The sequence below is a fragment of the Mycolicibacterium baixiangningiae genome (genome assembly GCF_016313185.1).
In the GTDB taxonomy this organism is placed as follows: domain Bacteria; phylum Actinomycetota; class Actinomycetes; order Mycobacteriales; family Mycobacteriaceae; genus Mycobacterium; species Mycobacterium baixiangningiae.
Genome location: NZ_CP066218.1, coordinates 5486903 through 5512311, shown reverse-complemented (window position 1 = coordinate 5512311; position 25409 = coordinate 5486903). Strand labels below are relative to the sequence as shown.

Annotated in this window: 11 protein-coding genes and 3 pseudogenes; all 14 read left to right on the top strand. The window is 58.7% G+C overall.

Annotation, left to right across the window (positions count from 1 at the left end):
- Nucleotides 1-18 precede the first annotated feature (18 nt).
- The 14 genes and pseudogenes from I7X18_RS26160 (at nucleotide 19) to I7X18_RS26105 (ending at nucleotide 25380) form a co-directional block, all read left to right on the top strand.
- Nucleotides 19-6258, top strand: coding sequence for a non-ribosomal peptide synthetase (locus I7X18_RS26160; RefSeq protein ID WP_332522606.1), 6240 nt, complete (start codon nucleotides 19-21; stop codon nucleotides 6256-6258).
- A gap of 5 nt (nucleotides 6259-6263) precedes the next feature.
- A complete protein-coding gene (locus I7X18_RS26155) occupies nucleotides 6264-7439 on the top strand; it encodes a condensation domain-containing protein (protein ID WP_232375525.1) in 1176 nt (391 codons plus the stop codon).
- A 768-nt stretch (nucleotides 7440-8207) separates the two neighbouring features.
- A complete protein-coding gene (locus tag I7X18_RS26150; protein WP_232375337.1) occupies nucleotides 8208-8675 on the top strand; it encodes a condensation domain-containing protein in 468 nt (155 codons plus the stop codon).
- Nucleotides 8676-8895: 220 nt separating this feature from the next.
- The gene (locus I7X18_RS26145; RefSeq protein ID WP_232375336.1) at nucleotides 8896-9174 is read left to right on the top strand and encodes a hypothetical protein; all 279 of its coding nucleotides are present in this window, start codon (nucleotides 8896-8898) and stop codon (nucleotides 9172-9174) included.
- A gap of 101 nt (nucleotides 9175-9275) precedes the next feature.
- A pseudogene (locus I7X18_RS26140) lies at nucleotides 9276-12500 on the top strand (amino acid adenylation domain-containing protein); the annotation flags it as partial.
- Nucleotides 12466-12732 (top strand): annotated as a pseudogene (locus tag I7X18_RS30170) (condensation domain-containing protein); the annotation flags it as partial. The pseudogenes I7X18_RS26140 and I7X18_RS30170, both read left to right, overlap by 35 nt.
- The gene (locus I7X18_RS29740) at nucleotides 12698-13789 is read left to right on the top strand and encodes a condensation domain-containing protein (protein ID WP_232375335.1); all 1092 of its coding nucleotides are present in this window, start codon (nucleotides 12698-12700) and stop codon (nucleotides 13787-13789) included. The pseudogene I7X18_RS30170 and the gene I7X18_RS29740, both read left to right, overlap by 35 nt.
- Nucleotides 13759-13944, top strand: a complete 186-nt coding sequence (locus I7X18_RS30165; protein WP_408632899.1) for a hypothetical protein — start codon at nucleotides 13759-13761, stop codon at nucleotides 13942-13944. The genes I7X18_RS29740 and I7X18_RS30165 overlap by 31 nt, the downstream gene beginning before the upstream one ends.
- Nucleotides 13898-14212: pseudogene (locus tag I7X18_RS30160) on the top strand (condensation domain-containing protein); the annotation flags it as partial. The gene I7X18_RS30165 and the pseudogene I7X18_RS30160, both read left to right, overlap by 47 nt.
- Nucleotides 14193-17393 carry a non-ribosomal peptide synthetase gene (locus tag I7X18_RS26125; RefSeq protein ID WP_198730481.1) on the top strand — a complete coding sequence of 1067 codons (3201 nt, stop codon included), beginning with the start codon at nucleotides 14193-14195 and terminating at the stop codon, nucleotides 17391-17393. The pseudogene I7X18_RS30160 and the gene I7X18_RS26125, both read left to right, overlap by 20 nt.
- Nucleotides 17394-17433: 40 nt before the next feature.
- A complete protein-coding gene (locus I7X18_RS29890; RefSeq protein ID WP_198730480.1) occupies nucleotides 17434-20130 on the top strand; it encodes a condensation domain-containing protein in 2697 nt (898 codons plus the stop codon).
- A gap of 25 nt (nucleotides 20131-20155) precedes the next feature.
- Nucleotides 20156-20788: an AMP-binding protein gene (locus tag I7X18_RS29885; protein ID WP_198730479.1), complete on the top strand. Its 633-nt coding sequence runs from the start codon at nucleotides 20156-20158 to the stop codon at nucleotides 20786-20788.
- A gap of 79 nt (nucleotides 20789-20867) precedes the next feature.
- Nucleotides 20868-21392: a phosphopantetheine-binding protein gene (locus I7X18_RS26110; RefSeq protein WP_232375524.1), complete on the top strand. Its 525-nt coding sequence runs from the start codon at nucleotides 20868-20870 to the stop codon at nucleotides 21390-21392.
- Between the two features lie 10 nt (nucleotides 21393-21402).
- A complete protein-coding gene (locus tag I7X18_RS26105; RefSeq protein WP_198730477.1) occupies nucleotides 21403-25380 on the top strand; it encodes a non-ribosomal peptide synthetase in 3978 nt (1325 codons plus the stop codon).
- Nucleotides 25381-25409: the final 29 nt, after the last annotated feature.

Here is a 25409-nt window from a genome sequence, read left to right as displayed (position 1 = left end):
ATTGCGGAGGAACTAAGCATGGTTGACCGATACCCTCTGTCGTCCACCCAAATGGAAATCTGGCTCGCGGAGCAGTTAGCGACGGAAGCGCCGGTGCGGCAGATTGGAGAGTATCTCATCATCCATGGTCCCATCAATGCTGATCGATTGCGAACTGCCTGCGAGCGTGTGGTTGCCAGCAATCCTTGTTTGCAAGTTGTAGTCAGACAGGACAATGATGGTGTTGTTTGGCAGGAGCCTTGCAATGCTGGCGGGTCGGACTTTCCCTTCACATATTACGACCTCAGCGCTTCGGAGGATCGGCTCGCAAAATCGCAGAGCTTCATGGCAGAGAATCTCGCAGAACCCCTAGATCTGAGGGAAGGGCCACTCTACCGTTACGCACTCTTTAAGTTATCTACGGATACATATATTTGGCAACATGTGTACCATCACGTAGTGACGGACGCGTTTGGTCTTTCGCTAATTGCCGCGCAGGTCGCGGAAGTATACAATCTCGGTTCAAACGCCCGCGACGCTCCAATCGGTCAACAAATAAATGCGATCGCCGATTACCTCAAGCTTGAATCCGGCGAACGTAAGAGGGTGCTCGGCCCAGAATTCGATGCCTATCGTGAAGCTGTCGCTTCGCGTAGTTTCGAACTCGTGGACTTTAGCCATGGTCGTCGGAGTTATCGGTCGGCTCGCCATAATTTGACACAGCGATTTCGGTTGGATGCAAAGTTAGTTAACCGAGTGCGTGAAATCTGTGCTGATTATGGCGTCAAGGCTTCAACTTTTATGACCGCTACTGTTGGCGTACTCGCAGGAAGGTTTACCGATTCAGGCCACGTCGCCCACGGAATGCTGTTCGGCTCCAGACGTTCGGCAGAGGCAAGGACCTCTGTCGGTCCCTTTGCCAACGCGTTGCCGCTTTGCGTTACGGTCGAAAAGTCGAGCACCTTTGCGGATGTGATGACCAATACCGCGCGGGCGGTTGATATAGCTCAGTCAGTGCAAGGGTTCCGCGGGGAAGAGCTCGCTCGCAGCCTGAATATTTCTGGCGGATTATCTGCCCTCTATCACTACGAAGTAAACTATATGCGGTACAGTTACAAAATGGAGTTCGGCGGCCACGCCGTAACCCAAGTCGTACAGTCGGGCGGATTGGTCGACAACCTTTCCTTTATGGTCTTCGACATAGACTTCGATGTGATCGACCTCGACATTCACGCGAACGCCGCTCTCTACAGCAGCCAGGACGTTGAGTTGTTGGTGGAGCGTTTTCAGCGGGTGTTGGAGGCGGTGATCAATGATCCGTTGTGCTTGGTGGGTTCGATCGACGTCTTGACCGATGATGAACGTCGCAAGGTGCTGGAGCAGTGGAACGACGGTGGCGCTGTTGAGGCCGAGCGGCTGCCGTTGTTGCCCGATATGGTCAGCGCCCGTGCTGGGCAGGCGCCGGATAAGACCGCGGTGGTCTATGGGGATGTCTCACTGACTTATGGACAACTTGAGGAGGCCTCTAACCAGTTGGCTCGGTTGCTGATCTCCCAGGGCGTGGGCCCGGAGACCATCGTCGGGTTGGCCGTGCCCCGCAGCCCGGAGATGGTGATTTCGATGTTGGCCGTCCTCAAGGCCGGCGGAGCTTATCTACCCATTGACACCTCGTATCCGCCCGACCGCATCGCGTTCATGCTCACCGATGCGCAGCCACTGTTACTACTGACCACCACAGAAGTGGTCGACCTGCTCGGGGACACCAATACCACGACGCTGGTCCTCGATGACGCCGCACTGCACGACCGCCTCACCGGACACTCCACCACAGCAATCACCGACCACGACAGACACACCCCCCTCCACCCCCACAACGCCGCCTACATCATCTACACCTCCGGCTCCACCGGAACCCCCAAAGGCGTCACCGCCACCCACCTCGGCCTAACAAACCTCACACAGAATTGGTCGAGTTTGGTCGGAGACGCCTCGCAATCAATCAACGGAAACGACGCCCGAAGCGTGTCCGGTACCTCCATTCAATTTGACGTCTCTGTACATGAGGTCCTCTGCTCTCTGTCGAACGGCACAAGCGTTGAGCTTCTGACCGATCAGAGCGCACTCGCCAACTGGCGGCCGAGCACCGACGTCTCGTACCTCAGTGGTGTTCCCTCAGTGTTGGCCGGTATTGATGAGTCGCTGCCAGTGAGCACATCGAGGGTCTTATTCGCCGGAGAAGCGCTGCCCGTCCATGTGGCATATCAATGGGTTGACATGGGCGCCGTGATCCTCAACGTCTACGGGCCGACAGAGGCGAGCGTCTTCGCGTTGATGAGTGATCCGTTGGTTGTGGGTGGGGGTGTGCCTATTGGGCGTGCGTTGTCGGGTGTGCGTGTTTATGTGTTGGATTCTGGTTTGGGTCCGGTGGCTCCGGGTGTTGTGGGTGAGTTGTATATCTCGGGTTTGGGTGTGACGCGCGGGTATCTGGGTCGTGCGGGTTTGACGGCGAGTCGTTTTGTGGCCGATCCCTTTGATGGTTCGGGTGTGCGGATGTATCGCACCGGTGACCTGGTGCGGTGGCGTGCTGATGGCCAGTTGGAGTTTGTGGGGCGTGTTGACGATCAGGTGAAGGTACGTGGTTTCCGTATCGAGCTGGGTGAGGTCGAGGCCGCGATGGCTGCTCACCCGGGGGTTGAGCATGCGGTGGCGATGGTGCGTGAGGATCGCCCTGGTGATCGGCGCCTGGTTGGTTATGTGGTCGCCGGTGAGGGTGTTGAGGTCTCTGAGGTGCGTCGGTTTGTTGCTCAGCGGTTGCCGGAGTTTATGGTGCCGGCTGCGGTGGTGGTGATGGATCGGGTTCCGTTGACGGTCAACGGCAAGGTGGATCGTCGGGCGTTGCCGGTGCCGGTGTATTCGGTGGGTACTTCGCGTGGGCCGCAGACTCCGGTGGAGGATTTGTTGTGCGGGGCGTTCTGTGAAGTTTTGGGCCTCAATGAGGTTGGTGTGGACGACAACTTCTTCGACCTCGGCGGGAACTCCTTGCTGGCAACACGGCTGGTCGCCCGACTCAGGCACACCCTGGCCGCCGACCTCACCGTACGCACCCTCTTCGACCACCCCACCATCACCCAACTCGCCCCCCATACCGGTCGTCGTGCGAAAGGCCTGACGTCCAAACCAAAACTCTCATCCTGTGTCAGAGCTGACGTTGTGCCTGCGTCGGCGGCGCAGTCTCGTTTGTGGTTTTTGGATCGTGTTGGTGATCTGGAACCGGCGTATAACATGCCGTTTGCGTTGCGTGTGGTCGGTGATGTTGATGTCGCGGCGCTGGATGCGGCTCTGGGTGACGTTGTTGATCGTCATGAGAGTTTGCGCACCGTGTTTGTTGAGGTGGAGGGTCGGCCGTTTCAGAGGGTTCTGTCGGGTACGCAAGGATTTTCAGGATTAGAGATTGGCCGGCTGGCTGCCGGGCAGGCGCTTGACGAAGTCTTGACACAGCTAGCGCGACATCGATTTGACCTGGCCGCCCAGCCTCCACTTCTCGCGAAGTTGGTGACGGTCTCGGCGACTGAGCATGTGTTGGTCATTGTGGTACACCACATCGCTAGCGACGGCTGGTCGATGCGTCCACTGTTTGAAGACCTCAAGCATGCCTATGCGGCACGCCGTTGCGGGGTTGCTCCAGATTGGGAGCCGTTGCCGGTCCAGTATGTTGACTACAGTTTGTGGCAGGAAGAACTGTTTCGCGAGCTGCGGGACCCGACTAGCCAGCTCGGCGTCCAGGCGCAGTACTGGGAGAAGACTCTTGCCGGGCTGCCGGCTCATATCTCACTACCGACTGATCGCCCGTACCCTGCCGTGGCGTCGTATGCCGGGGATGTGGTGGCCTTTGATATCGACCAGGAAACTGCCCGAAACGTGTCGCTGTTGGCCCGGCGACACGGTGCCAGCAGTTTCATGGTAGTTGCGGCCGCTGTGTCAGTGCTGCTCTCACGCATGGGTGCTGGTGAGGATATTGCGTTGGGCACTCCTGTGGCGGGTCGCACCGATGAGGCCCTCAACGATCTGATCGGGTTCTTCGTCAACACGGCGGTGTTGCGAATCGATCTCTCGGGTACTCCTACCTTCCTTGAGGTCTTGAACAACGTACGGGAACGCAGCCTTGACGCCTTCCATAATCAAGACGTTCCGTTCGAACATATTGTGGAGCTGCTCAATCCTGTTCGCTCCCTGGCTCATCAGCCAATATTCCAAGTAATGCTGGCCTGGAACAACACGGCGAGCGCGACGCTGGCGCTGGACGGTCTGGATGTGACACCCGTGCCGATCGCGACGAAGACGGCCCGTATGGACTTGGTGTTTAGTTTGGCTGACTCACCTGATCAGGGCATTACCGGAGCCCTGGAGTATCGCACGGATGTGTTCGATCGGGAGTCGGTGCAGTTGTTGGTGGAGCGTTTTCAGCGGGTGTTGGAGGCGGTGATCAATGATCCGTTGTGCTTGGTGGGTTCGATCGACGTCTTGACCGATGATGAACGTCGCAAGGTGCTGGAGCAGTGGAACGACGGTGGCGCTGTTGAGGCCGAGCGGCTGCCGTTGTTGCCCGATATGGTCAGCGCCCGTGCTGGGCAGGCGCCGGATAAGACCGCGGTGGTCTATGGGGATGTCTCACTGACTTATGGACAACTTGAGGAGGCCTCTAACCAGTTGGCTCGGTTGCTGATCTCCCAGGGCGTGGGCCCGGAGACCATCGTCGGGTTGGCCGTGCCCCGCAGCCCGGAGATGGTGATTTCGATGTTGGCCGTCCTCAAGGCCGGCGGAGCTTATCTACCCATTGACACCTCGTATCCGCCCGACCGCATCGCGTTCATGCTCACCGATGCGCAGCCACTGTTACTACTGACCACCACAGAAGTGGTCGACCTGCTCGGGGACACCAATACCACGACGCTGGTCCTCGATGACGCCGCACTGCACGACCGCCTCACCGGACACTCCACCACAGCAATCACCGACCACGACAGACACACCCCCCTCCACCCCCACAACGCCGCCTACATCATCTACACCTCCGGCTCCACCGGAACCCCCAAAGGCGTCACCGCCACCCACCTCGGCCTAACAAACCTCACACAGAGCCGCCATATGTCACGGGTCGGTTTGGGCCGTCGATCAAAAGTGCTTTGCATTGCCTCTGTTTCGTTCGATAGCGCTGTGTGGGAACTTTTAGCATCCCTACGTGAGGGGCTTTCAATCGTTCTGCCATTGGACACGTCTGACTTGGCAGCGATGAGTTCGTTGATCCGAAGCCAGGCGATCACTCACGTCACGATCACACCAGCCCTACTTTCGACGCTGCAACCCGAAGATCTAATTGCTGTGCAGTCGATAACCACGGTCGGTGAGGCGTGTTCTGTTGCTGTGGTTGATGAGTGGTGTGTTGGTCGGCGGATGGTTAATGCGTATGGGCCGACTGAGGCGACGGTGTGCGCGTTGATGAGTGATCCGTTGGTTGTGGGTGGGGGTGTGCCTATTGGGCGTGCGTTGTCGGGTGTGCGTGTTTATGTGTTGGATTCTGGTTTGGGTCCGGTGGCTCCGGGTGTTGTGGGTGAGTTGTATATCTCGGGTTTGGGTGTGACGCGCGGGTATCTGGGTCGTGCGGGTTTGACGGCGAGTCGTTTTGTGGCCGATCCCTTTGATGGTTCGGGTGTGCGGATGTATCGCACCGGTGACCTGGTGCGGTGGCGTGCTGATGGCCAGTTGGAGTTTGTGGGGCGTGTTGACGATCAGGTGAAGGTACGTGGTTTCCGTATCGAGCTGGGTGAGGTCGAGGCCGCGATGGCTGCTCACCCGGGGGTTGAGCATGCGGTGGCGATGGTGCGTGAGGATCGCCCTGGTGATCGGCGCCTGGTTGGTTATGTGGTCGCCGGTGAGGGTGTTGAGGTCTCTGAGGTGCGTCGGTTTGTTGCTCAGCGGTTGCCGGAGTTTATGGTGCCGGCTGCGGTGGTGGTGATGGATCGGGTTCCGTTGACGGTCAACGGCAAGGTGGATCGTCGGGCGTTGCCGGTGCCGGTGTATTCGGTGGGTACTTCGCGTGGGCCGCAGACTCCGGTGGAGGATTTGTTGTGCGGGGCGTTCTGCGAAGTTTTGGGCCTCAATGAGGTTGGTGTGGACGACAACTTCTTCGACCTCGGCGGGGACAGTATTGCGTCGATGCGGTTGGTGAGTGTGGCGCGGGCGGGGGCTTGGTGTTTAGGCCTCAAGATGTGTTTCGCTTGAAGAGCGTGGCTGGGTTGTCGACCGTGGCCTCCGGTGATGGTGTGCTCTCGGAAGTTCCTGCTCGGGTTGATGACACGGGTGATTTTGCCCTGACCCCGATTATGGAGTGGGCACGTGGTTTGGGTGGTTCGCTGGACGATTTCTGCCAAGCGTATGTGGTGGGTGTGCCGCCGAATTTGCAGTTTGATGAGTTGTCGACGATCTTGCGGATTCTGGTTGAGCGGCATGCTGCGCTGCGTCTGCGTGTCGTTGAAGAGGATGGCGGTGCCTATGGGCGGGTGGTGTCGGCTGATCAGGTGGTGGTGGGTAACTGTGTGAGCAAGGTGAGGGTTGCTGCCGGTGATGACGTGGCTGTGGCGGTTGTGGAGGGCTTTGAGCTAGCACGTAAGGCGTTGAGGCCGGCGCAGGGGGTGGTGTTCCAGAGTGTTTGGTTCAGTGTTGAGGGTGGCGACGATGTACTGCTTTTGGTGGTTCATCATTTCGCGGTAGATGGAGTGTCCTGGCACATCTTGTTGCGTGATCTGAATTTGATCGCCGAAGCGGTGCGTAGTGGCGACAGGTTGCCATACGGGCATGGGGGAACGTCGTTCCGGGAGTGGGCGTCTTTGTTGCGCGGCCACGTGGATCATGCTGGGGGCGCCAACTATTGGCGTTCAGTTCTTGCCGGCGTATCTCGGTTGGAGCCCAGTGGTGATCGGTCGGCGTTGACTGGCGCGCCGACCTACCGGGATTCGGGGTCGTTGAGTTTGGATTTGGATCCGGCCATTACTCATGCGGTGTTGACACGTGTACCCGCGGCGTTCAATGCCAACGTCCAGGAAGTGCTCCTCGCTGCGTTCGCGTTGGCGTTGAGTGCTTGGCGCGGATCGTCGCGTGTGGATGTGAACCTCGAAGGGCACGGTCGTTACGAGGATGTCGCTGAACATGTGGACCTGTCTTCAACGGTGGGGTGGTTTACCAGTAGGTATCCGGTGTCACTCGAATGCGATCCGGAACTGTTTGCAGATCGTGAGCTGAAGAGAGTATCGGCTTTTGTGAAGCGCACGAAGGAGTCGTTGCGCAGCTCTCCAGACGGGGTCAACTACCAGGTACTACGGTACTTCGATCCATCTTCTGGGCTCCAGGAGATGAAGGAACCAACGTCGGGTTTAATACCTTGGGCGGGTGGCGGTCGACTCTGAGAACTCAGAGTGGAGGCCGGTCTCTGTGGGCGGTGTGCGGCCCTTCTTGGGCGGGATGTCTGAAGACGTCACGATGGTTAATGCGTTGGAAGTCAATGCGATTACGTTGGATTCGATTGAGGGTCCCGACTGAGTGCCGTGTGGAATTGGGCGGGAACCTATTTCGATGAAGCGCAGATCGCTCAACTTGGCAGGCATTGGTTTGAAGCGCTGGAGGTCTTGGTTGACAAGGTAGATGCCGGCGCTAGTGGTGTAACGCCGTCTGACCTCGTGCTCAAGGGGGTCACCAGAGTCTCATCGACACCCTCGACGACCAGGGATGGGGCCGTATCGCCGATGTCCTTCCCGCCACCCCAGTCCAGGAAGGGTTGATCTTTCACACCGATTTCGGTGCTGTGGGGCACCGTGATATCTACAATGTTCAGCTCAACCTTGGCCTGGAAGGCCCCGTGGACGCAGCCTTGCTGCGCAAGTCGTTGAAACGTCTTGGTTCAACGTCATCCGCACCTGGCCGCCCGGTTCAGGCACCAAAGCGATCGGGCGATCCAGATCATTCCGGCCACGGTGGACATGCCGTTCCAGCAAGTCGATATCAGCGCTGAAGACCCGATACTGCCGAATCGCATTGACTGAGCTGCTCGCTGAGGCCAGGGCAACTCAATTCGACAGCTCCCACGACGTTTTGATTCGTGCACTGCTGATCAGAATCGTCCGGAGAGGCATCTGCTATCGCTGGTTAATCACCACCTCATCCTTGACGGGTGGTCGATGCCCGTCCTGTTGCGTGAGTTGCTCAGCATCTATGAACATCACGGCAGTGACTCCGCCCTGCCTACGCCCATCCCGTATCGGCGGTTCTTTGAATGGTTGGAGACCAACGTTGATCACGACGCCTCGCTCAGCGCATGGGAAGAACTGCTCACGATGCCGAACCCTTCCTCATCGCACCCGAAACGCCCGACGAGCCGACAGAGATGGAAGTGCTCGACTGTGTACTCCCAGAAGACCTCTACCATTCCGCCACGCAAGCTCGCTGCTGATCAGGGGCTAACTTTTAGCACCTGTTTGCAGGTGGCATGGGCACTGACCCTGGCGAAATTCACCGGGCGAACCGATGTCATCTACGGCAGCCCGGTATCCGGCAGGCCCGCCGACCTCACAGGCCATGAATCGATGGTCGGACTTTTCATCAACACCATCCCCATCCGGATCCCTGCCCCCCGGCACTTTCCGTAGCGGATATTTTCGCCCAGGCCCAAGCAACCAACGCCAGCCTGCTGGACCACCACCACATCGGTCTAACCGATCTGCACCGAATTTCAGGGACACACAAGCTGTTTGACTCGATGTTCGTCGTTGAGAACTACCCCATGAGTAACGACGACTTCGCTACCACGGCCGAGGATTCACCGTTTCCACACTGGAAGGACACGATCAAACCCACTACCCACTGACCGTGGCGGTACTACCACGCCACGACCTGGCCATCCGGGCAACCTTCCGCACGGATGTGTTCGATCGGGAGTCGGTGCAGTTGTTGGTGGAGCGTTTTCAGCGGGTGTTGGAGGCGGTGATCAATGATCCGTTGTGCTTGGTGGGTTCGATCGACGTCTTGACCGATGATGAACGTCGCAAGGTGCTGGAGCAGTGGAACGACGGTGGCGCTGTTGAGGCCGAGCGGCTGCCGTTGTTGCCCGATATGGTCAGCGCCCGTGCTGGGCAGGGCGCCGGATAAGACCGCGGTGGTCTATGGGGATGTCTCACTGACTTATGGACAAACTTGAGGAGGCCTCTAACCAGTTGGCTCGGTTGCTGATCTCCCAGGGCGTGGGCCCGGAGACCATCGTCGGGTTGGCCGTGCCCCGCAGCCCGGAGATGGTGATTTCGATGTTGGCCGTCCTCAAGGCCGGCGGAGCTTATCTACCCATTGACACCTCGTATCCGCCCGACCGCATCGCGTTCATGCTCACCGATGCGCAGCCACTGTTACTACTGACCACCACAGAAGTGGTCGACCTGCTCGGGGACACCAATACCACGACGCTGGTCCTCGATGACGCCGCACTGCACGACCGCCTCACCGGACACTCCACCACAGCAATCACCGACCACGACAGACACACCCCCCTCCACCCCCACAACGCCGCCTACATCATCTACACCTCCGGCTCCACCGGAACCCCCAAAGGCGTCACCGCCACCCACCTCGGCCTAACGGCTCTTCTGAATTCTGTCGACCAGATCGACCTCAACAGCTCCCAAATCTGGACGGTGTTTCATTCAAGTGCCTTCGACTTCTCAGTGTGGGAGATATTCGGGGCGCTCTCGACAGGCGCCCAGGCTGTGCTTGTATCAAGAGAACTAGCTAGATCGCCAGAGTCGTTCGCGGCGGAGATTGCGCGCACACATGCGACGATCGTCAGCCAAACACCTACCGCCCTGTACTTGCTGCTCGAGGCGATGCGCGATATCGAGTTACCAGTACCGGTATTAACCATAGTTACAGGCGGCGAACCGCTCGAAGCGGCGAAGGTCAAAGCGTTGCATGCAGCTGATGATCAGATCCGTGTTGTCAACATGTACGGAATTACTGAGTCGACCGTGCACGCTACAAGCTGCCCGCCAGTCACCATAAGTGGTCTCAAACGTGGAAACGTCGGTAGCCCGTTGGCCCATCTTTCGCTATATGTGTTGGATTCTGGTTTGGGTCCGGTGGCTCCGGGTGTTGTGGGTGAGTTGTATATCTCGGGTTTGGGTGTGACGCGCGGGTATCTGGGTCGTGCGGGTTTGACGGCGAGTCGTTTTGTGGCCGATCCCTTTGATGGTTCGGGTGTGCGGATGTATCGCACCGGTGACCTGGTGCGGTGGCGTGCTGATGGCCAGTTGGAGTTTGTGGGGCGTGTTGACGATCAGGTGAAGGTACGTGGTTTCCGTATCGAGCTGGGTGAGGTCGAGGCCGCGATGGCTGCTCACCCACGGGTTGCCCAGGCAGTGGTCTCTACATGCACCGCGGCAAGTCCTGTCTTAACCGACGCTGACGCCTCCCAGAAGCAGTTAGTGGGCTATATCGTCCTGGACCGGAACGCGATGCTGACGCGCGAACCCGCACGCGAGGCCGAAAAAGTTGCGCACTGGCGAATGGTTTACGGCGGCCTGTACTCAACAGACGTCGCGATCAACAGCAGCGACAGCTTCGGAGGCGACTTCCGGGGCTGGAGTAGCAGCTACTCAGGTACTCCGATTCCTATCGGACAAATGGAGGAGTGGCGAGCGGACACCGTGGACCGGATACGTACGCTCAGACCACGTCGCCTGTTGGAGATTGGAGTCGGATCTGGCCTGTTGCTGTCTCAGCTAGCGCCCGACTGTGATGAGTACTGGGGCACTGACTTCGCTGCAGACACTATCCTGAACCTGCAGACAGCATTGCGAAGGCAACAATGGGGCAACCGGGTCCGGTTGCGGACGCAAGCGGCTGACGTTTCGGATGACCTTCCCGAAAACTACTTCGACACAGTTGTACTCAACTCGGTCATCCAGTACTTCCCGAGCTTGGGCTACCTGCTCGACGTGCTGAAAGCCGCCTTCCAGCGACTAGCGCCAGGCGGCGCTCTTCTCGTTGGCGACATTCGAAACCTAAAACTACAACAAGCCTTTATCACTGGTGTGGTGTGCGCGAAGGCCAATAACTCCGATACCATCGATGCACTAAGGGAACGAGTACGCAGAGAAATTCTCGCCGAGAATGAGTTGTTACTGGCGCCGGAGTTTTTTGCGGTACTCTGTGAGCATTTGACCGATATTGCATGTGTCGAAGTGCATCTCAAGAACATGCACTCAATCAACGAACTTAGCGCGTACCGTTACGACGTAATACTGCGAAAAGCACCGGCTCGGTCGCAGTCTCGAACGCACTTGCCTTCTCTCACCTGGCAGCGCTTCGGCAACTTGGTCGCACTGGACGACTACCTTCGGTCAGAGGTACCGCTCTCAATCCGGATTACTGGAGTGCCCCACGCGGGAGTTTGGCCGGATCTGGCTAAAGCCGACGCCCTCGCCAACGCCGACGGCAGAGCGCATCTTGCAGACCTACCAATGGATTTGTCCGCATCCGTGGGTGTCGCGTCACCGCATCAGTGCCACCTCGTCGGGCAAAAGCTGGGCTACGAGGTGTGGACAACGTGGTCGACAACTCCTGGCCTCATTGACGTCGTATTCGTGCACCGGCACGCGAAACTGGACCAGGGGGCCAGCCAATCTGGCCTAACGCATTCCGGCCCATACTTGACACCGGCTAGGACCGGCTCATTAGTAGATTGGGTCAACGACCCGTCCATGGTCGACCGGGCGGCTGAGGTGCGTCGGTTTGTTGCTCAGCGGTTGCCGGAGTTTATGGTGCCGGCTGCGGTGGTGGTGATGGATCGGGTTCCGTTGACGGTCAACGGCAAGGTGGATCGTCGGGCGTTGCCGGTGCCGGTGTATTCGGTGGGTACTTCGCGTGGGCCGCAGACTCCGGTGGAGGATTTGTTGTGCGGGGCGTTCTGTGAAGTTTTGGGCCTCAATGAGGTTGGTGTGGACGACAACTTCTTCGACCTCGGCGGGGACAGTATTGCGTCGATGCGGTTGGTGAGTGTGGCGCGGTCGCGGGGCTTGGTGTTTAGGCCTCAAGATGTGTTTCGCTTGAAGAGCGTGGCTGGGTTGTCGACCGTGGCCTCCGGTGATGGTGTGCTCTCGGAAGTTCCTGCTCGGGTTGATGACACGGGTGATTTTGCCCTGACCCCGATTATGGAGTGGGCACGTGGTTTGGGTGGTTCGCTGGACGATTTCTGCCAAGCGTATGTGGTGGGTGTGCCGCCGAATTTGCAGTTTGATGAGTTGTCGACGATCTTGCGGATTCTGGTTGAGCGGCATGCTGCGCTGCGTCTGCGTGTCGTTGAAGAGGATGGCGGTGCCTATGGGCGGGTGGTGTCGGCTGATCAGGTGGTGGTGGGTAACTGTGTGAGCAAGGTGAGGGTTGCTGCCGGTGATGACGTGGCTGTGGCGGTTTGTGGAGGGCTTTGAGCTAGCACGTAAGGCGTTGAGGCCGGCGCAGGGGGTGGTGTTCCAGAGTGTTTGGTTCAGTGTTGAGGGTGGCGACGATGTACTGCTTTTGGTGGTTCATCATTTCGCGGTAGATGGAGTGTCCTGGCACATCTTGTTGCGTGATCTGAATTTGATCGCCGAAGCGGTGCGTAGTGGCGACAGGTTGCCATACGGGCATGGGGGAACGTCGTTCCGGGAGTGGGCGTCTTTGTTGCGCGGCCACGTGGATCATGCTGGGGGCGCCAACTATTGGCGTTCAGTTCTTGCCGGCGTATCTCGGTTGGAGCCCAGTGGTGATCGGTCGGCGTTTGACTGGCGCGCCGACCTACCGGGATTCGGGGTCGTTGAGTTTGGATTTGGATCCGGCCATTACTCATGCGGTGTTGACACGTGTACCCGCGGCGTTCAATGCCAACGTCCAGGAAGTGCTCCTCGCTGCGTTCGCGTTGGCGTTGAGTGCTTGGCGCGGATCGTCGCGTGTGGATGTGAACCTCGAAGGGCACGGTCGTTACGAGGATGTCGCTGAACATGTGGACCTGTCTTCAACGGTGGGGTGGTTTACCAGTAGGTATCCGGTGTCACTCGAATGCGATCCGGAACTGTTTGCAGATCGTGAGCTGAAGAGAGTATCGGCTTTTGTGAAGCGCACGAAGGAGTCGTTGCGCAGCTCTCCAGACGGGGTCAACTACCAGGTACTACGGTACTTCGATCCATCTTCTGGGCTCCAGGAGATGAAGGAACCCAACGTCGGGTTTAACTACCTTGGGCGGGTGGCGGTCGACTCTGAGAACTCAGAGTGGAGGCCGGTCTCTGTGGGCGGTGTGCGGCCCTTCTTGGGCGGGATGTCTGAAGACGTCACGATGGTTAATGCGTTGGAAGTCAATGCGATTACGTTGGATTCGATTGAGGGTCCCCGACTGAGTGCCGTGTGGAATTGGGCGGGAACCTATTTCGATGAAGCGCAGATCGCTCAACTTGGCAGGCATTGGTTTGAAGCGCTGGAGGTCTTGGTTGACAAGGTAGATGCCGGCGCTAGTGGTGTAACGCCGTCTGACCTCGTGCTCAAGGGGGTCAGCCAGAGTCTCATCGACACCCTCGACGACCAGGGATGGGGCCGTATCGCCGATGTCCTTCCCGCCACCCCAGTCCAGGAAGGGTTGATCTTTCACACCGATTTCGGTGCTGTGGGCACCGTGATATCTACAATGTTCAGCTCAACCTTGGCCTGGAAGGCCCCGTGGACGCAGCCTTGCTGCGCAAGTCGTTGAACGTCTTGGTTCAACGTCATCCGCACCTGGCCGCCCGGTTCAGGCACCAAAGCGATCGGGCGATCCAGATCATTCCGGCCACGGTGGACATGCCGTTCCAGCAAGTCGATATCAGCGCTGAAGACCCCCGATACTGCCGAATCGCATCTGACTGAGCTGCTCGCTGAGGCCAGGGCAACTCAATTCGACAGCTCCCACGACGTTTTGATTCGTGCACTGCTGATCAGAATCGCTCCGGAGAGGCATCTGCTATCGCTGGTTAATCACCACCTCATCCTTGACGGGTGGTCGATGCCCGTCCTGTTGCGTGAGTTGCTCAGCATCTATGAACATCACGGCAGTGACTCCGCCCTGCCTACGCCCATCCCGTATCGGCGGTTCTTTGAATGGTTGGAGACCAACGTTGATCACGACGCCTCGCTCAGCGCATGGGAAGAACTGCTCACCCGATGCCGAACCCTTCCTCATCGCACCCGAAACGCCCGACGAGCCGACAGAGATGGAAGTGCTCGACTGTGTACTCCCAGAAGACCTCTACCATTCCGCACGCAAGCTCGCTGCTGATCAGGGGCTAACTTTTAGCACCTGTTTGCAGGTGGCATGGGCACTGACCCTGGCGAAATTCACCGGGCGAACCGATGTCATCTACGGCAGCCCGGTATCCGGCAGGCCCGCCGACCTCACAGGCCATGAATCGATGGTCGGACTTTTCATCAACACCATCCCCATCCGGATCCCCTGCCCCCCGGCACTTTCCGTAGCGGATATTTTCGCCCAGGCCCAAGCAACCAACGCCAGCCTGCTGGACCACCACCACATCGGTCTAACCGATCTGCACCGAATTTCAGGGACACACAAGCTGTTTGACTCGATGTTCGTCGTTGAGAACTACCCCATGAGTAACGACGACTTCGCTACCACCGGCCGAGGATTCACCGTTTCCACACTGGAAGGACACGATCAAACCCACTACCCACTGACCGTGGCGGTACTACCACGCCACGACCTGGCCATCCGGGCAACCTTCCGCACGGATGTGTTCGATCGGGAGTCGGTGCAGTTGTTGGTGGAGCGTTTTCAGCGGGTGTTGGAGGCGGTGATCAATGATCCGTTGTGCTTGGTGGGTTCGATCGACGTCTTGACCGATGATGAACGTCGCAAGGTGCTGGAGCAGTGGAACGACGGTGGCGCTGTTGAGGCCGAGCGGCTGCCGTTGTTGCCCGATATGGTCAGCGCCCGTGCTGGGCAGGCGCCGGATAAGACCGCGGTGGTCTATGGGGATGTCTCACTGACTTATGGACAACTTGAGGAGGCCTCTAACCAGTTGGCTCGGTTGCTGATCTCCCAGGGCGTGGGCCCGGAGACCATCGTCGGGTTGGCCGTGCCCCGCAGCCCGGAGATGGTGATTTCGATGTTGGCCGTCCTCAAGGCCGGCGGAGCTTATCTACCCATTGACACCTCGTATCCGCCCGACCGCATCGCGTTCATGCTCACCGATGCGCAGCCACTGTTACTACTGACCACCACAGAAGTGGTCGACCTGCTCGGGGACACCAATACCACGACGCTGGTCCTCGATGACGCCGCACTGCACGACCGCCTCACCGGACACTCCACCACAGCAATCACCGACCACGACAGACACACCCCCCTCCACCCCCACAACGCCGCCTACATCATCTACACCTCCGGCTCCACCGGAACCCCCAAAGGCGTCACCGCCACCCACCTCGGCCTAACAAACCTCACACATGATCAGGTCAGACGACTCGACGTAAGTCGTGATGACACCGTGATGCAGTTCGGATCGTTCGGGTTCGACTTGTCGGTCGTCGAACTCTGCACCTCCATGGGAGGCGGTTCCACATTGTCTATTGCATCTGATGAGGCTCGTGTAGGACTCCAACTATCTGAGTACTTCAGAAGGGCGTCGGTGTCGCATGCATTGGTCGCTCCCAGTGCACTAACCGGAGCTGACCTGACCGACAAAGCCACTCCCCGGGTTCTCTTTGTCGGTGGTGAGGCGTGTTCTGTTGCTGTGGTTGATGAGTGGTGTGTTGGTCGGCGGATGGTTAATGCGTATGGGCCGACTGAGGCGACGGTGTGCGCGTTGATGAGTGATCCGTTGGTTGTGGGTGGGGGTGTGCCTATTGGGCGTGCGTTGTCGGGTGTGCGTGTTTATGTGTTGGATTCTGGTTTGGGTCCGGTGGCTCCGGGTGTTGTGGGTGAGTTGTATATCTCGGGTTTGGGTGTGACGCGCGGGTATCTGGGTCGTGCGGGTTTGACGGCGAGTCGTTTTGTGGCCGATCCCTTTGATGGTTCGGGTGTGCGGATGTATCGCACCGGTGACCTGGTGCGGTGGCGTGCTGATGGCCAGTTGGAGTTTGTGGGGCGTGTTGACGATCAGGTGAAGGTACGTGGTTTCCGTATCGAGCTGGGTGAGGTCGAGGCCGCGATGGCTGCTCACCCGGGGGTTGAGCATGCGGTGGCGATGGTGCGTGAGGATCGCCCTGGTGATCGGCGCCTGGTTGGTTATGTGGTCGCCGGTGAGGGTGTTGAGGTCTCTGAGGTGCGTCGGTTTGTTGCTCAGCGGTTGCCGGAGTTTATGGTGCCGGCTGCGGTGGTGGTGATGGATCGGGTTCCGTTGACGGTCAACGGCAAGGTGGATCGTCGGGCGTTGCCGGTGCCGGTGTATTCGGTGGGTACTTCGCGTGGGCCGCAGACTCCGGTGGAGGATTTGTTGTGCGGGGCGTTCTGTGAAGTTTTGGGCCTCAATGAGGTTGGTGTGGACGACAACTTCTTCGACCTCGGCGGGGACAGTATTGCGTCGATGCGGTTGGTGAGTGTGGCGCGGTCGCGGGGCTTGGTGTTTAGGCCTCAAGATGTGTTTCGCTTGAAGAGCGTGGCTGGGTTGTCGACCGTGGCCTCCGGTGATGGTGTGCTCTCGGAAGTTCCTGCTCGGGTTGATGACACGGGTGATTTTGCCCTGACCCCGATTATGGAGTGGGCACGTGGTTTGGGTGGTTCGCTGGACGATTTCTGCCAAGCGTATGTGGTGGGTGTGCCGCCGAATTTGCAGTTTGATGAGTTGTCGACGATCTTGCGGATTCTGGTTGAGCGGCATGCTGCGCTGCGTCTGCGTGTCGTTGAAGAGGATGGCGGTGCCTATGGGCGGGTGGTGTCGGCTGATCAGGTGGTGGTGGGTAACTGTGTGAGCAAGGTGAGGGTTGCTGCCGGTGATGACGTGGCTGTGGCGGTTGTGGAGGGCTTTGAGCTAGCACGTAAGGCGTTGAGGCCGGCGCAGGGGGTGGTGTTCCAGAGTGTTTGGTTCAGTGTTGAGGGTGGCGACGATGTACTGCTTTTGGTGGTTCATCATTTCGCGGTAGATGGAGTGTCCTGGCACATCTTGTTGCGTGATCTGAATTTGATCGCCGAAGCGGTGCGTAGTGGCGACAGGTTGCCATACGGGCATGGGGGAACGTCGTTCCGGGAGTGGGCTCTTTGTTGCGCGGCCACGTGGATCATGCTGGGGGCGCCAACTATTGGCGTTCAGTTCTTGCCGGCGTATCTCGGTTGGAGCCCAGTGGTGATCGGTCGGCGTTGACTGGCGCGCGCGGACCTACCGGGATTCGGGGTCGTTGAGTTTGGATTTGGATCCGGCCATTACTCATGCGGTGTTGACACGTGTACCCGCGGCGTTCAATGCCAACGTCCAGGAAGTGCTCCTCGCTGCGTTCGCGTTGGCGTTGAGTGCTTGGCGCGGATCGTCGCGTGTGGATGTGAACCTCGAAGGGCACGGTCGTTACGAGGATGTCGCTGAACATGTGGACCTGTCTTCAACGGTGGGGTGGTTTACCAGTAGGTATCCGGTGTCACTCGAATGCGATCCGGAACTGTTTGCAGATCGTGAGCTGAAGAGAGTATCGGCTTTTGTGAAGCGCACGAAGGAGTCGTTGCGCAGCTCTCCAGACGGGGTCAACTACCAGGTACTACGGTACTTCGATCCATCTTCTGGGCTCCAGGAGATGAAGGAACCCAACGTCGGGTTTAACTACCTTGGGCGGGTGGCGGTCGACTCTGAGAACTCAGAGTGGAGGCCGGTCTCTGTGGGCGGTGTGCGGCCCTTCTTGGGCGGGATGTCTGAAGACGTCACGATGGTTAATGCGTTGGAAGTCAATGCGATTACGTTGGATTCGATTGAGGGTCCCCGACTGAGTGCCGTGTGGAATTGGGCGGGAACCTATTTCGATGAAGCGCAGATCGCTCAACTTGGCAGGCATTGGTTTGAAGCGCTGGAGGTCTTGGTTGACAAGGTAGATGCCGGCGCTAGTGGTGTAACGCCGTCTGACCTCGTGCTCAAGGGGGTCAGCCAGAGTCTCATCGACACCCTCGACGACCAGGGATGGGGCCGTATCGCCGATGTCCTTCCCGCCACCCCAGTCCAGGAAGGGTTGATCTTTCACACCGATTTCGGTGCTGTGGGGCACCGTGATATCTACAATGTTCAGCTCAACCTTGGCCTGGAAGGCCCCGTGGACGCAGCCTTGCTGCGCAAGTCGTTGAACGTCTTGGTTCAACGTCATCCGCACCTGGCCGCCCGGTTCAGGCACCAAAGCGATCGGGCGATCCAGATCATTCCGGCCACGGTGGACATGCCGTTCCAGCAAGTCGATATCAGCGCTGAAGACCCCGATACTGCCGAATCGCATCTGACTGAGCTGCTCGCTGAGGCCAGGGCAACTCAATTCGACAGCTCCCACGACGTTTTGATTCGTGCACTGCTGATCAGAATCGCTCCGGAGAGGCATCTGCTATCGCTGGTTAATCACCACCTCATCCTTGACGGGTGGTCGATGCCCGTCCTGTTGCGTGAGTTGCTCAGCATCTATGAACATCACGGCAGTGACTCCGCCCTGCCTACGCCCATCCCGTATCGGCGGTTCTTTGAATGGTTGGAGACCAACGTTGATCACGACGCCTCGCTCAGCGCATGGGAAGAACTGCTCACCGATGCCGAACCCTTCCTCATCGCACCCGAAACGCCCGACGAGCCGACAGAGATGGAAGTGCTCGACTGTGTACTCCCAGAAGACCTCTACCATTCCGCACGCAAGCTCGCTGCTGATCAGGGGCTAACTTTTAGCACCTGTTTGCAGGTGGCATGGGCACTGACCCTGGCGAAATTCACCGGGCGAACCGATGTCATCTACGGCAGCCCGGTATCCGGCAGGCCCGCCGACCTCACAGGCCATGAATCGATGGTCGGACTTTTCATCAACACCATCCCCATCCGGATCCCCTGCCCCCCGGCACTTTCCGTAGCGGATATTTTCGCCCAGGCCCAAGCAACCAACGCCAGCCTGCTGGACCACCACCACATCGGTCTAACCGATCTGCACCGAATTTCAGGGACACACAAGCTGTTTGACTCGATGTTCGTCGTTGAGAACTACCCCATGAGTAACGACGACTTCGCTACCACCGGCCGAGGATTCACCGTTTCCACACTGGAAGGACACGATCAAACCCACTACCCACTGACCGTGGCGGTACTACCACGCCACGACCTGGCCATCCGGGCAACCTTCCGCACGGATGTGTTCGATCGGGAGTCGGTGCAGTTGTTGGTGGAGCGTTTTCAGCGGGTGTTGGAGGCGGTGATCAATGATCCGTTGTGCTTGGTGGGTTCGATCGACGTCTTGACCGATGATGAACGTCGCAAGGTGCTGGAGCAGTGGAACGACGGTGGCGCTGTTGAGGCCGAGCGGCTGCCGTTGTTGCCCGATATGGTCAGCGCCCGTGCTGGGCAGGCGCCGGATAAGACCGCGGTGGTCTATGGGGATGTCTCACTGACTTATGGACAACTTGAGGAGGCCTCTAACCAGTTGGCTCGGTTGCTGATCTCCCAGGGCGTGGGCCCGGAGACCATCGTCGGGTTGGCCGTGCCCCGCAGCCCGGAGATGGTGATTTCGATGTTGGCCGTCCTCAAGGCCGGCGGAGCTTATCTACCCATTGACACCTCGTATCCGCCCGACCGCATCGCGTTCATGCTCACCGATGCGCAGCCACTGTTACTACTGACCACCACAGAAGTGGTCGACCTGCTCGGGGACACCAATACCACGACGCTGGTCCTCGATGACGCCGCACTGCACGACCGCCTCACCGGACACACCCACCACAGCAATCACCGACCACGACACAGACACACCCCCCTCCACCCCCACAACGCCGCCTACATCATCTACACCTCCGGCTCCACCGGAACCCCCAAAGGCGTTGTGATGCACCAATGCGGATTGGCCAACTTGTTGGCATGCCAGTCGCAGCTCTTCCTGTGACCATATCGGGGTCGTCGCCGAGTATTTGTCAGTTGGTTTCGACTTTTCCGTCCAAGAGATCCTGGCATCTGTATGCCTCGGAGGTTGTCTTCTCATCCCCGACGACGACATCCGACTGGATGCGGGGGTTCTAGCGAAGTGGCTTGTTCAACAACGCGTCGAGACATTGTTCGGTTCGATGTCGGCGCTGGATACCGTCTTGTCCGAGTATGTGAAGTTTGACGATCGCTCGATGCGGCAGGTGATCCAAGGCGGTGAGCTACTTACACACAGCCGAAGCATGAATGATTATCTCGCATCGCCGGGCACGCTGGTAAATGTCTACGGACCGGCGGAAACGCATGCTGCAACCGCCTTCGTACGAACCAGTACCCAACCCCTCGGTACGAAGGTGCCTATTGGGCGTGCGTTGTCGGGTGTGCGTGTTTATGTGTTGGATTCTGGTTTGGGTCCGGTGGCTCCGGGTGTTGTGGGTGAGTTGTATATCTCGGGTTTGGGTGTGACGCGCGGGTATCTGGGTCGTGCGGGTTTGACGGCGAGTCGTTTGTGGCCGATCCCTTTGATGGTTCGGGTGTGCGGATGTATCGCACCGGTGACCTGGTGCGGTGGCGTGCTGATGGCCAGTTGGAGTTTGTGGGGCGTGTTGACGATCAGGTGAAGGTACGTGGTTTCCGTATCGAGCTGGGTGAGGTCGAGGCCGCGATGGCTGCTCACCCGGGGGTTGGCATGCGGTGGCGATGGTGCGTGAGGATCGCCCTGGTGATCGGCGCCTGGTTGGTTATGTGGTCGCCGGTGAGGGTGTTGAGGTCTCTGAGGTGCGTCGGTTTGTTGCTCAGCGGTTGCCGGAGTTTATGGTGCCGGCTGCGGTGGTGGTGATGGATCGGGTTCCGTTGACGGTCAACGGCAAGGTGGATCGTCGGGCGTTGCCGGTGCCGGTGTATTCGGTGGGTACTTCGCGTGGGCCGCAGACTCCGGTGGAGGATTTGTTGTGCGGGGCGTTCTGCGAAGTTTTGGGCCTCAATGAGGTTGGTGTGGACGACAACTTCTTCGACCTCGGCGGGAACTCCTTGCTGGCAACACGGCTGGTCGCCCGACTCAGGCACACCCTGGCCGCCGACCTCACCGTACGCACCCTCTTCGACCACCCCACCATCACCCAACTCGCCCCCCACGCCAACTCTGGTTACGGGGAGTCTGCGTCGTCCAAACAGCGGCCGAGGCTTCGCCGTTACCCACGCGAGATGGCGATGGAAGACAGCTAGGAGCGTTTAAATGATCACTACAAATAAGGACTTCGTTGTGCCTGCGTCGGCGGCGCAGTCTCGTTTGTGGTTTTTGGATCGTGTTGGTGATCTGGAACCGGCGTATAACATGCCGTTTGCGTTGCGTGTGGTCGGTGATGTTGATGTCGCGGCGCTGGATGCGGCTCTGGGTGACGTTGTTGATCGTCATGAGAGTTTGCGCACCGTGTTTGTTGAGGTGGAGGGTCGGCCGTTTCAGAGGGTTCTGTCGGGTACGCAAGGATTTTCAGGATTAGAGATTGGCCGGCTGGCTGCCGGGCAGGCGCTTGACGAAGTCTTGACACAGCTAGCGCGACATCGATTTGACCTGGCCGCCCAGCCTCCACTTCTCGCGAAGTTGGTGACGGTCTCGGCGACTGAGCATGTGTTGGTCATTGTGGTACACCACATCGCTAGCGACGGCTGGTCGATGCGTCCACTGTTTGAAGACCTCAAGCATGCCTATGCGGCACGCCGTTGCGGGGTTGCTCCAGATTGGGAGCCGTTGCCGGTCCAGTATGTTGACTACAGTTTGTGGCAGGAAGAACTGTTTCGCGAGCTGCGGGACCCGACTAGCCAGCTCGGCGTCCAGGCGCAGTACTGGGAGAAGACTCTTGCCGGGCTGCCGGCTCATATCTCACTACCGACTGATCGCCCGTACCCTGCCGTGGCGTCGTATGCCGGGGATGTGGTGGCCTTTGATATCGACCAGGAAACTGCCCGAAACGTGTCGCTGTTGGCCCGGCGACACGGTGCCAGCAGTTTCATGGTAGTTGCGGCCGCTGTGTCAGTGCTGCTCTCACGCATGGGTGCTGGTGAGGATATTGCGTTGGGCACTCCTGTGGCGGGTCGCACCGATGAGGCCCTCAACGATCTGATCGGGTTCTTCGTCAACACGGCGGTGTTGCGAATCGATCTCTCGGGTACTCCTACCTTCCTTGAGGTCTTGAACAACGTACGGGAACGCAGCCTTGACGCCTTCCATAATCAAGACGTTCCGTTCGAACATATTGTGGAGCTGCTCAATCCTGTTCGCTCCCTGGCTCATCAGCCAATATTCCAAGTAATGCTGGCCTGGAACAACACGGCGAGCGCGACGCTGGCGCTGGACGGTCTGGATGTGACACCCGTGCCGATCGCGACGAAGACGGCCCGTATGGACTTGGTGTTTAGTTTGGCTGACTCACCTGATCAGGGCATTACCGGAGCCCTGGAGTATCGCACGGATGTGTTCGATCGGGAGTCGGTGCAGTTGTTGGTGGAGCGTTTTCAGCGGGTGTTGGAGGCGGTGATCAATGATCCGTTGTGCTTGGTGGGTTCGATCGACGTCTTGACCGATGATGAACGTCGCAAGGTGCTGGAGCAGTGGAACGACGGTGGCGCTGTTGAGGCCGAGCGGCTGCCGTTGTTGCCCGATATGGTCAGCGCCCGTGCTGGGCAGGCGCCGGATAAGACCGCGGTGGTCTATGGGGATGTCTCACTGACTTATGGACAACTTGAGGAGGCCTCTAACCAGTTGGCTCGGTTGCTGATCTCCCAGGGCGTGGGCCCGGAGACCATCGTCGGGTTGGCCGTGCCCCGCAGCCCGGAGATGGTGATTTCGATGTTGGCCGTCCTCAAGGCCGGCGGAGCTTATCTACCCATTGACACCTCGTATCCGCCCGACCGCATCGCGTTCATGCTCACCGATGCGCAGCCACTGTTACTACTGACCACCACAGAAGTGGTCGACCTGCTCGGGGACACCAATACCACGACGCTGGTCCTCGATGACGCCGCACTGCACGACCGCCTCACCGGACACTCCACCACAGCAATCACCGACCACGACAGACACACCCCCCTCCACCCCCACAACGCCGCCTACATCATCTACACCTCCGGCTCCACCGGAACCCCCAAAGGCGTTGTGATGCACCAATGCGGATTGGCCAACTTGTTGGCATGCCAGTCGCAGCTCTTCCCTGGTGACCATATCGGGGTCGTCGCCGAGTATTTGTCAGTTGGTTTCGACTTTTCCGTCCAAGAGATCCTGGCATCTGTATGCCTCGGAGGTTGTCTTCTCATCCCCGACGACGACATCCGACTGGATGCGGGGGTTCTAGCGAAGTGGCTTGTTCAACAACGCGTCGAGACATTGTTCGGTTCGATGTCGGCGCTGGATACCGTCTTGTCCGAGTATGTGAAGTTTGACGATCGCTCGATGCGGCAGGTGATCCAAGGCGGTGAGCTACTTACACACAGCCGAAGCATGAATGATTATCTCGCATCGCCGGGCACGCTGGTAAATGTCTACGGACCGGCGGAAACGCATGCTGCAACCGCCTTCGTACGAACCAGTACCCAACCCCTCGGTACGAAGGTGCCTATTGGGCGTGCGTTGTCGGGTGTGCGTGTTTATGTGTTGGATTCTGGTTTGGGTCCGGTGGCTCCGGGTGTTGTGGGTGAGTTGTATATCTCGGGTTTGGGTGTGACGCGCGGGTATCTGGGTCGTGCGGGTTTGACGGCGAGTCGTTTTGTGGCCGATCCCTTTGATGGTTCGGGTGTGCGGATGTATCGCACCGGTGACCTGGTGCGGTGGCGTGCTGATGGCCAGTTGGAGTTTGTGGGGCGTGTTGACGATCAGGTGAAGGTACGTGGTTTCCGTATCGAGCTGGGTGAGGTCGAGGCCGCGATGGCTGCTCACCCGGGGGTTGAGCATGCGGTGGCGATGGTGCGTGAGGATCGCCCTGGTGATCGGCGCCTGGTTGGTTATGTGGTCGCCGGTGAGGGTGTTGAGGTCTCTGAGGTGCGTCGGTTTGTTGCTCAGCGGTTGCCGGAGTTTATGGTGCCGGCTGCGGTGGTGGTGATGGATCGGGTTCCGTTGACGGTCAACGGCAAGGTGGATCGTCGGGCGTTGCCGGTGCCGGTGTATTCGGTGGGTACTTCGCGTGGGCCGCAGACTCCGGTGGAGGATTTGTTGTGCGGGGCGTTCTGCGAAGTTTTGGGCCTCAATGAGGTTGGTGTGGACGACAACTTCTTCGACCTCGGCGGGAACTCCTTGCTGGCAACACGGCTGGTCGCCCGACTCAGGCACACCCTGGCCGCCGACCTCACCGTACGCACCCTCTTCGACCACCCCACCATCACCCAACTTTTGTCAGCTTCACGCGCGAGCGACCCGGATCGCAATTTGCGCCCACTGATTGACCTAAGCAGGCGGGCGACCTCGAATGAATGCAAAAATCGGTTGCACTTCGTGCATGCGGGCGACGGAGTATGCTGGCCATACTTCGAATTATCGCAGAGCCTGGCAGACTCGATCGAAATCGTCGGCATTCAATCGCCGGCGCTTTTGGATGAAAGCTACGCTCCCAAGTCCATTACCGAATTAGCGCGCGACTATATCGACCTAATTAAACCTTCCGCTGGAGCACCATGTCGACTTGTTGGTTGGTCTTTTGGCGGTATCGTCGTTCATGAAATGGCCTGCCAACTCGAAAGATTGGGCCACAGGGTTGATACGCCCATTATTTTGGATACGGTCCCCAGTGTGGCCCCGTTGCCGGCCAATTTCGATCCGCGGCGCGTGATAGAACAGCAATGGCTTGAACACCTGGATGTCGAGGAACTGTCTGACATAGATGCTGATTCAGTGCTAGTCAAGAGAGCGTTTGAACGATTTGGAGTGCCTATTGAAATTTTTGACAACCTGAACTTGGCGCTGGATGAGAAATCGATCGGCGGCGTCGCGAGATGCCTACGGCTGCATGCGCTATTGGTGACTCAGCACAAGCCACAAGTATTTGGCGGTGATGCGGTTGTAGTTCAAGCAATGCGAGATGAGGCGCTGAATAAAGCCGAGCGATGGCGGCCGCACGTACGCGGAAACGTCGCAGAACACCAAGTTGACTGCAATCATAGCGATCTTATATATCGGCAAAACGGAGCGATTGTTGGCGGGCTAATCAGGGATTTATACGATATCTAGGACAAATAGATGCACCCGCCCACGCACCG

What these genes read in the sequence shown, in the direction of transcription:
- I7X18_RS26160 (WP_332522606.1), top strand. Translation starts at nt 19, where the DNA reads ATGGTTGACCGATACCCTCTGTCGTCCACCCAAATGGAAATCTGGCTC.
- I7X18_RS26110 (WP_232375524.1), top strand. Translation starts at nt 20,868, where the DNA reads ATGGTGCGTGAGGATCGCCCTGGTGATCGGCGCCTGGTTGGTTATGTG.
- I7X18_RS26105 (WP_198730477.1), top strand. Translation starts at nt 21,403, where the DNA reads ATGATCACTACAAATAAGGACTTCGTTGTGCCTGCGTCGGCGGCGCAG.
- I7X18_RS29740 (WP_232375335.1), top strand. Translation starts at nt 12,698, where the DNA reads ATGGGGGAACGTCGTTCCGGGAGTGGGCGTCTTTGTTGCGCGGCCACG.
- I7X18_RS26150 (WP_232375337.1), top strand. Translation starts at nt 8,208, where the DNA reads ATGCCCGTCCTGTTGCGTGAGTTGCTCAGCATCTATGAACATCACGGC.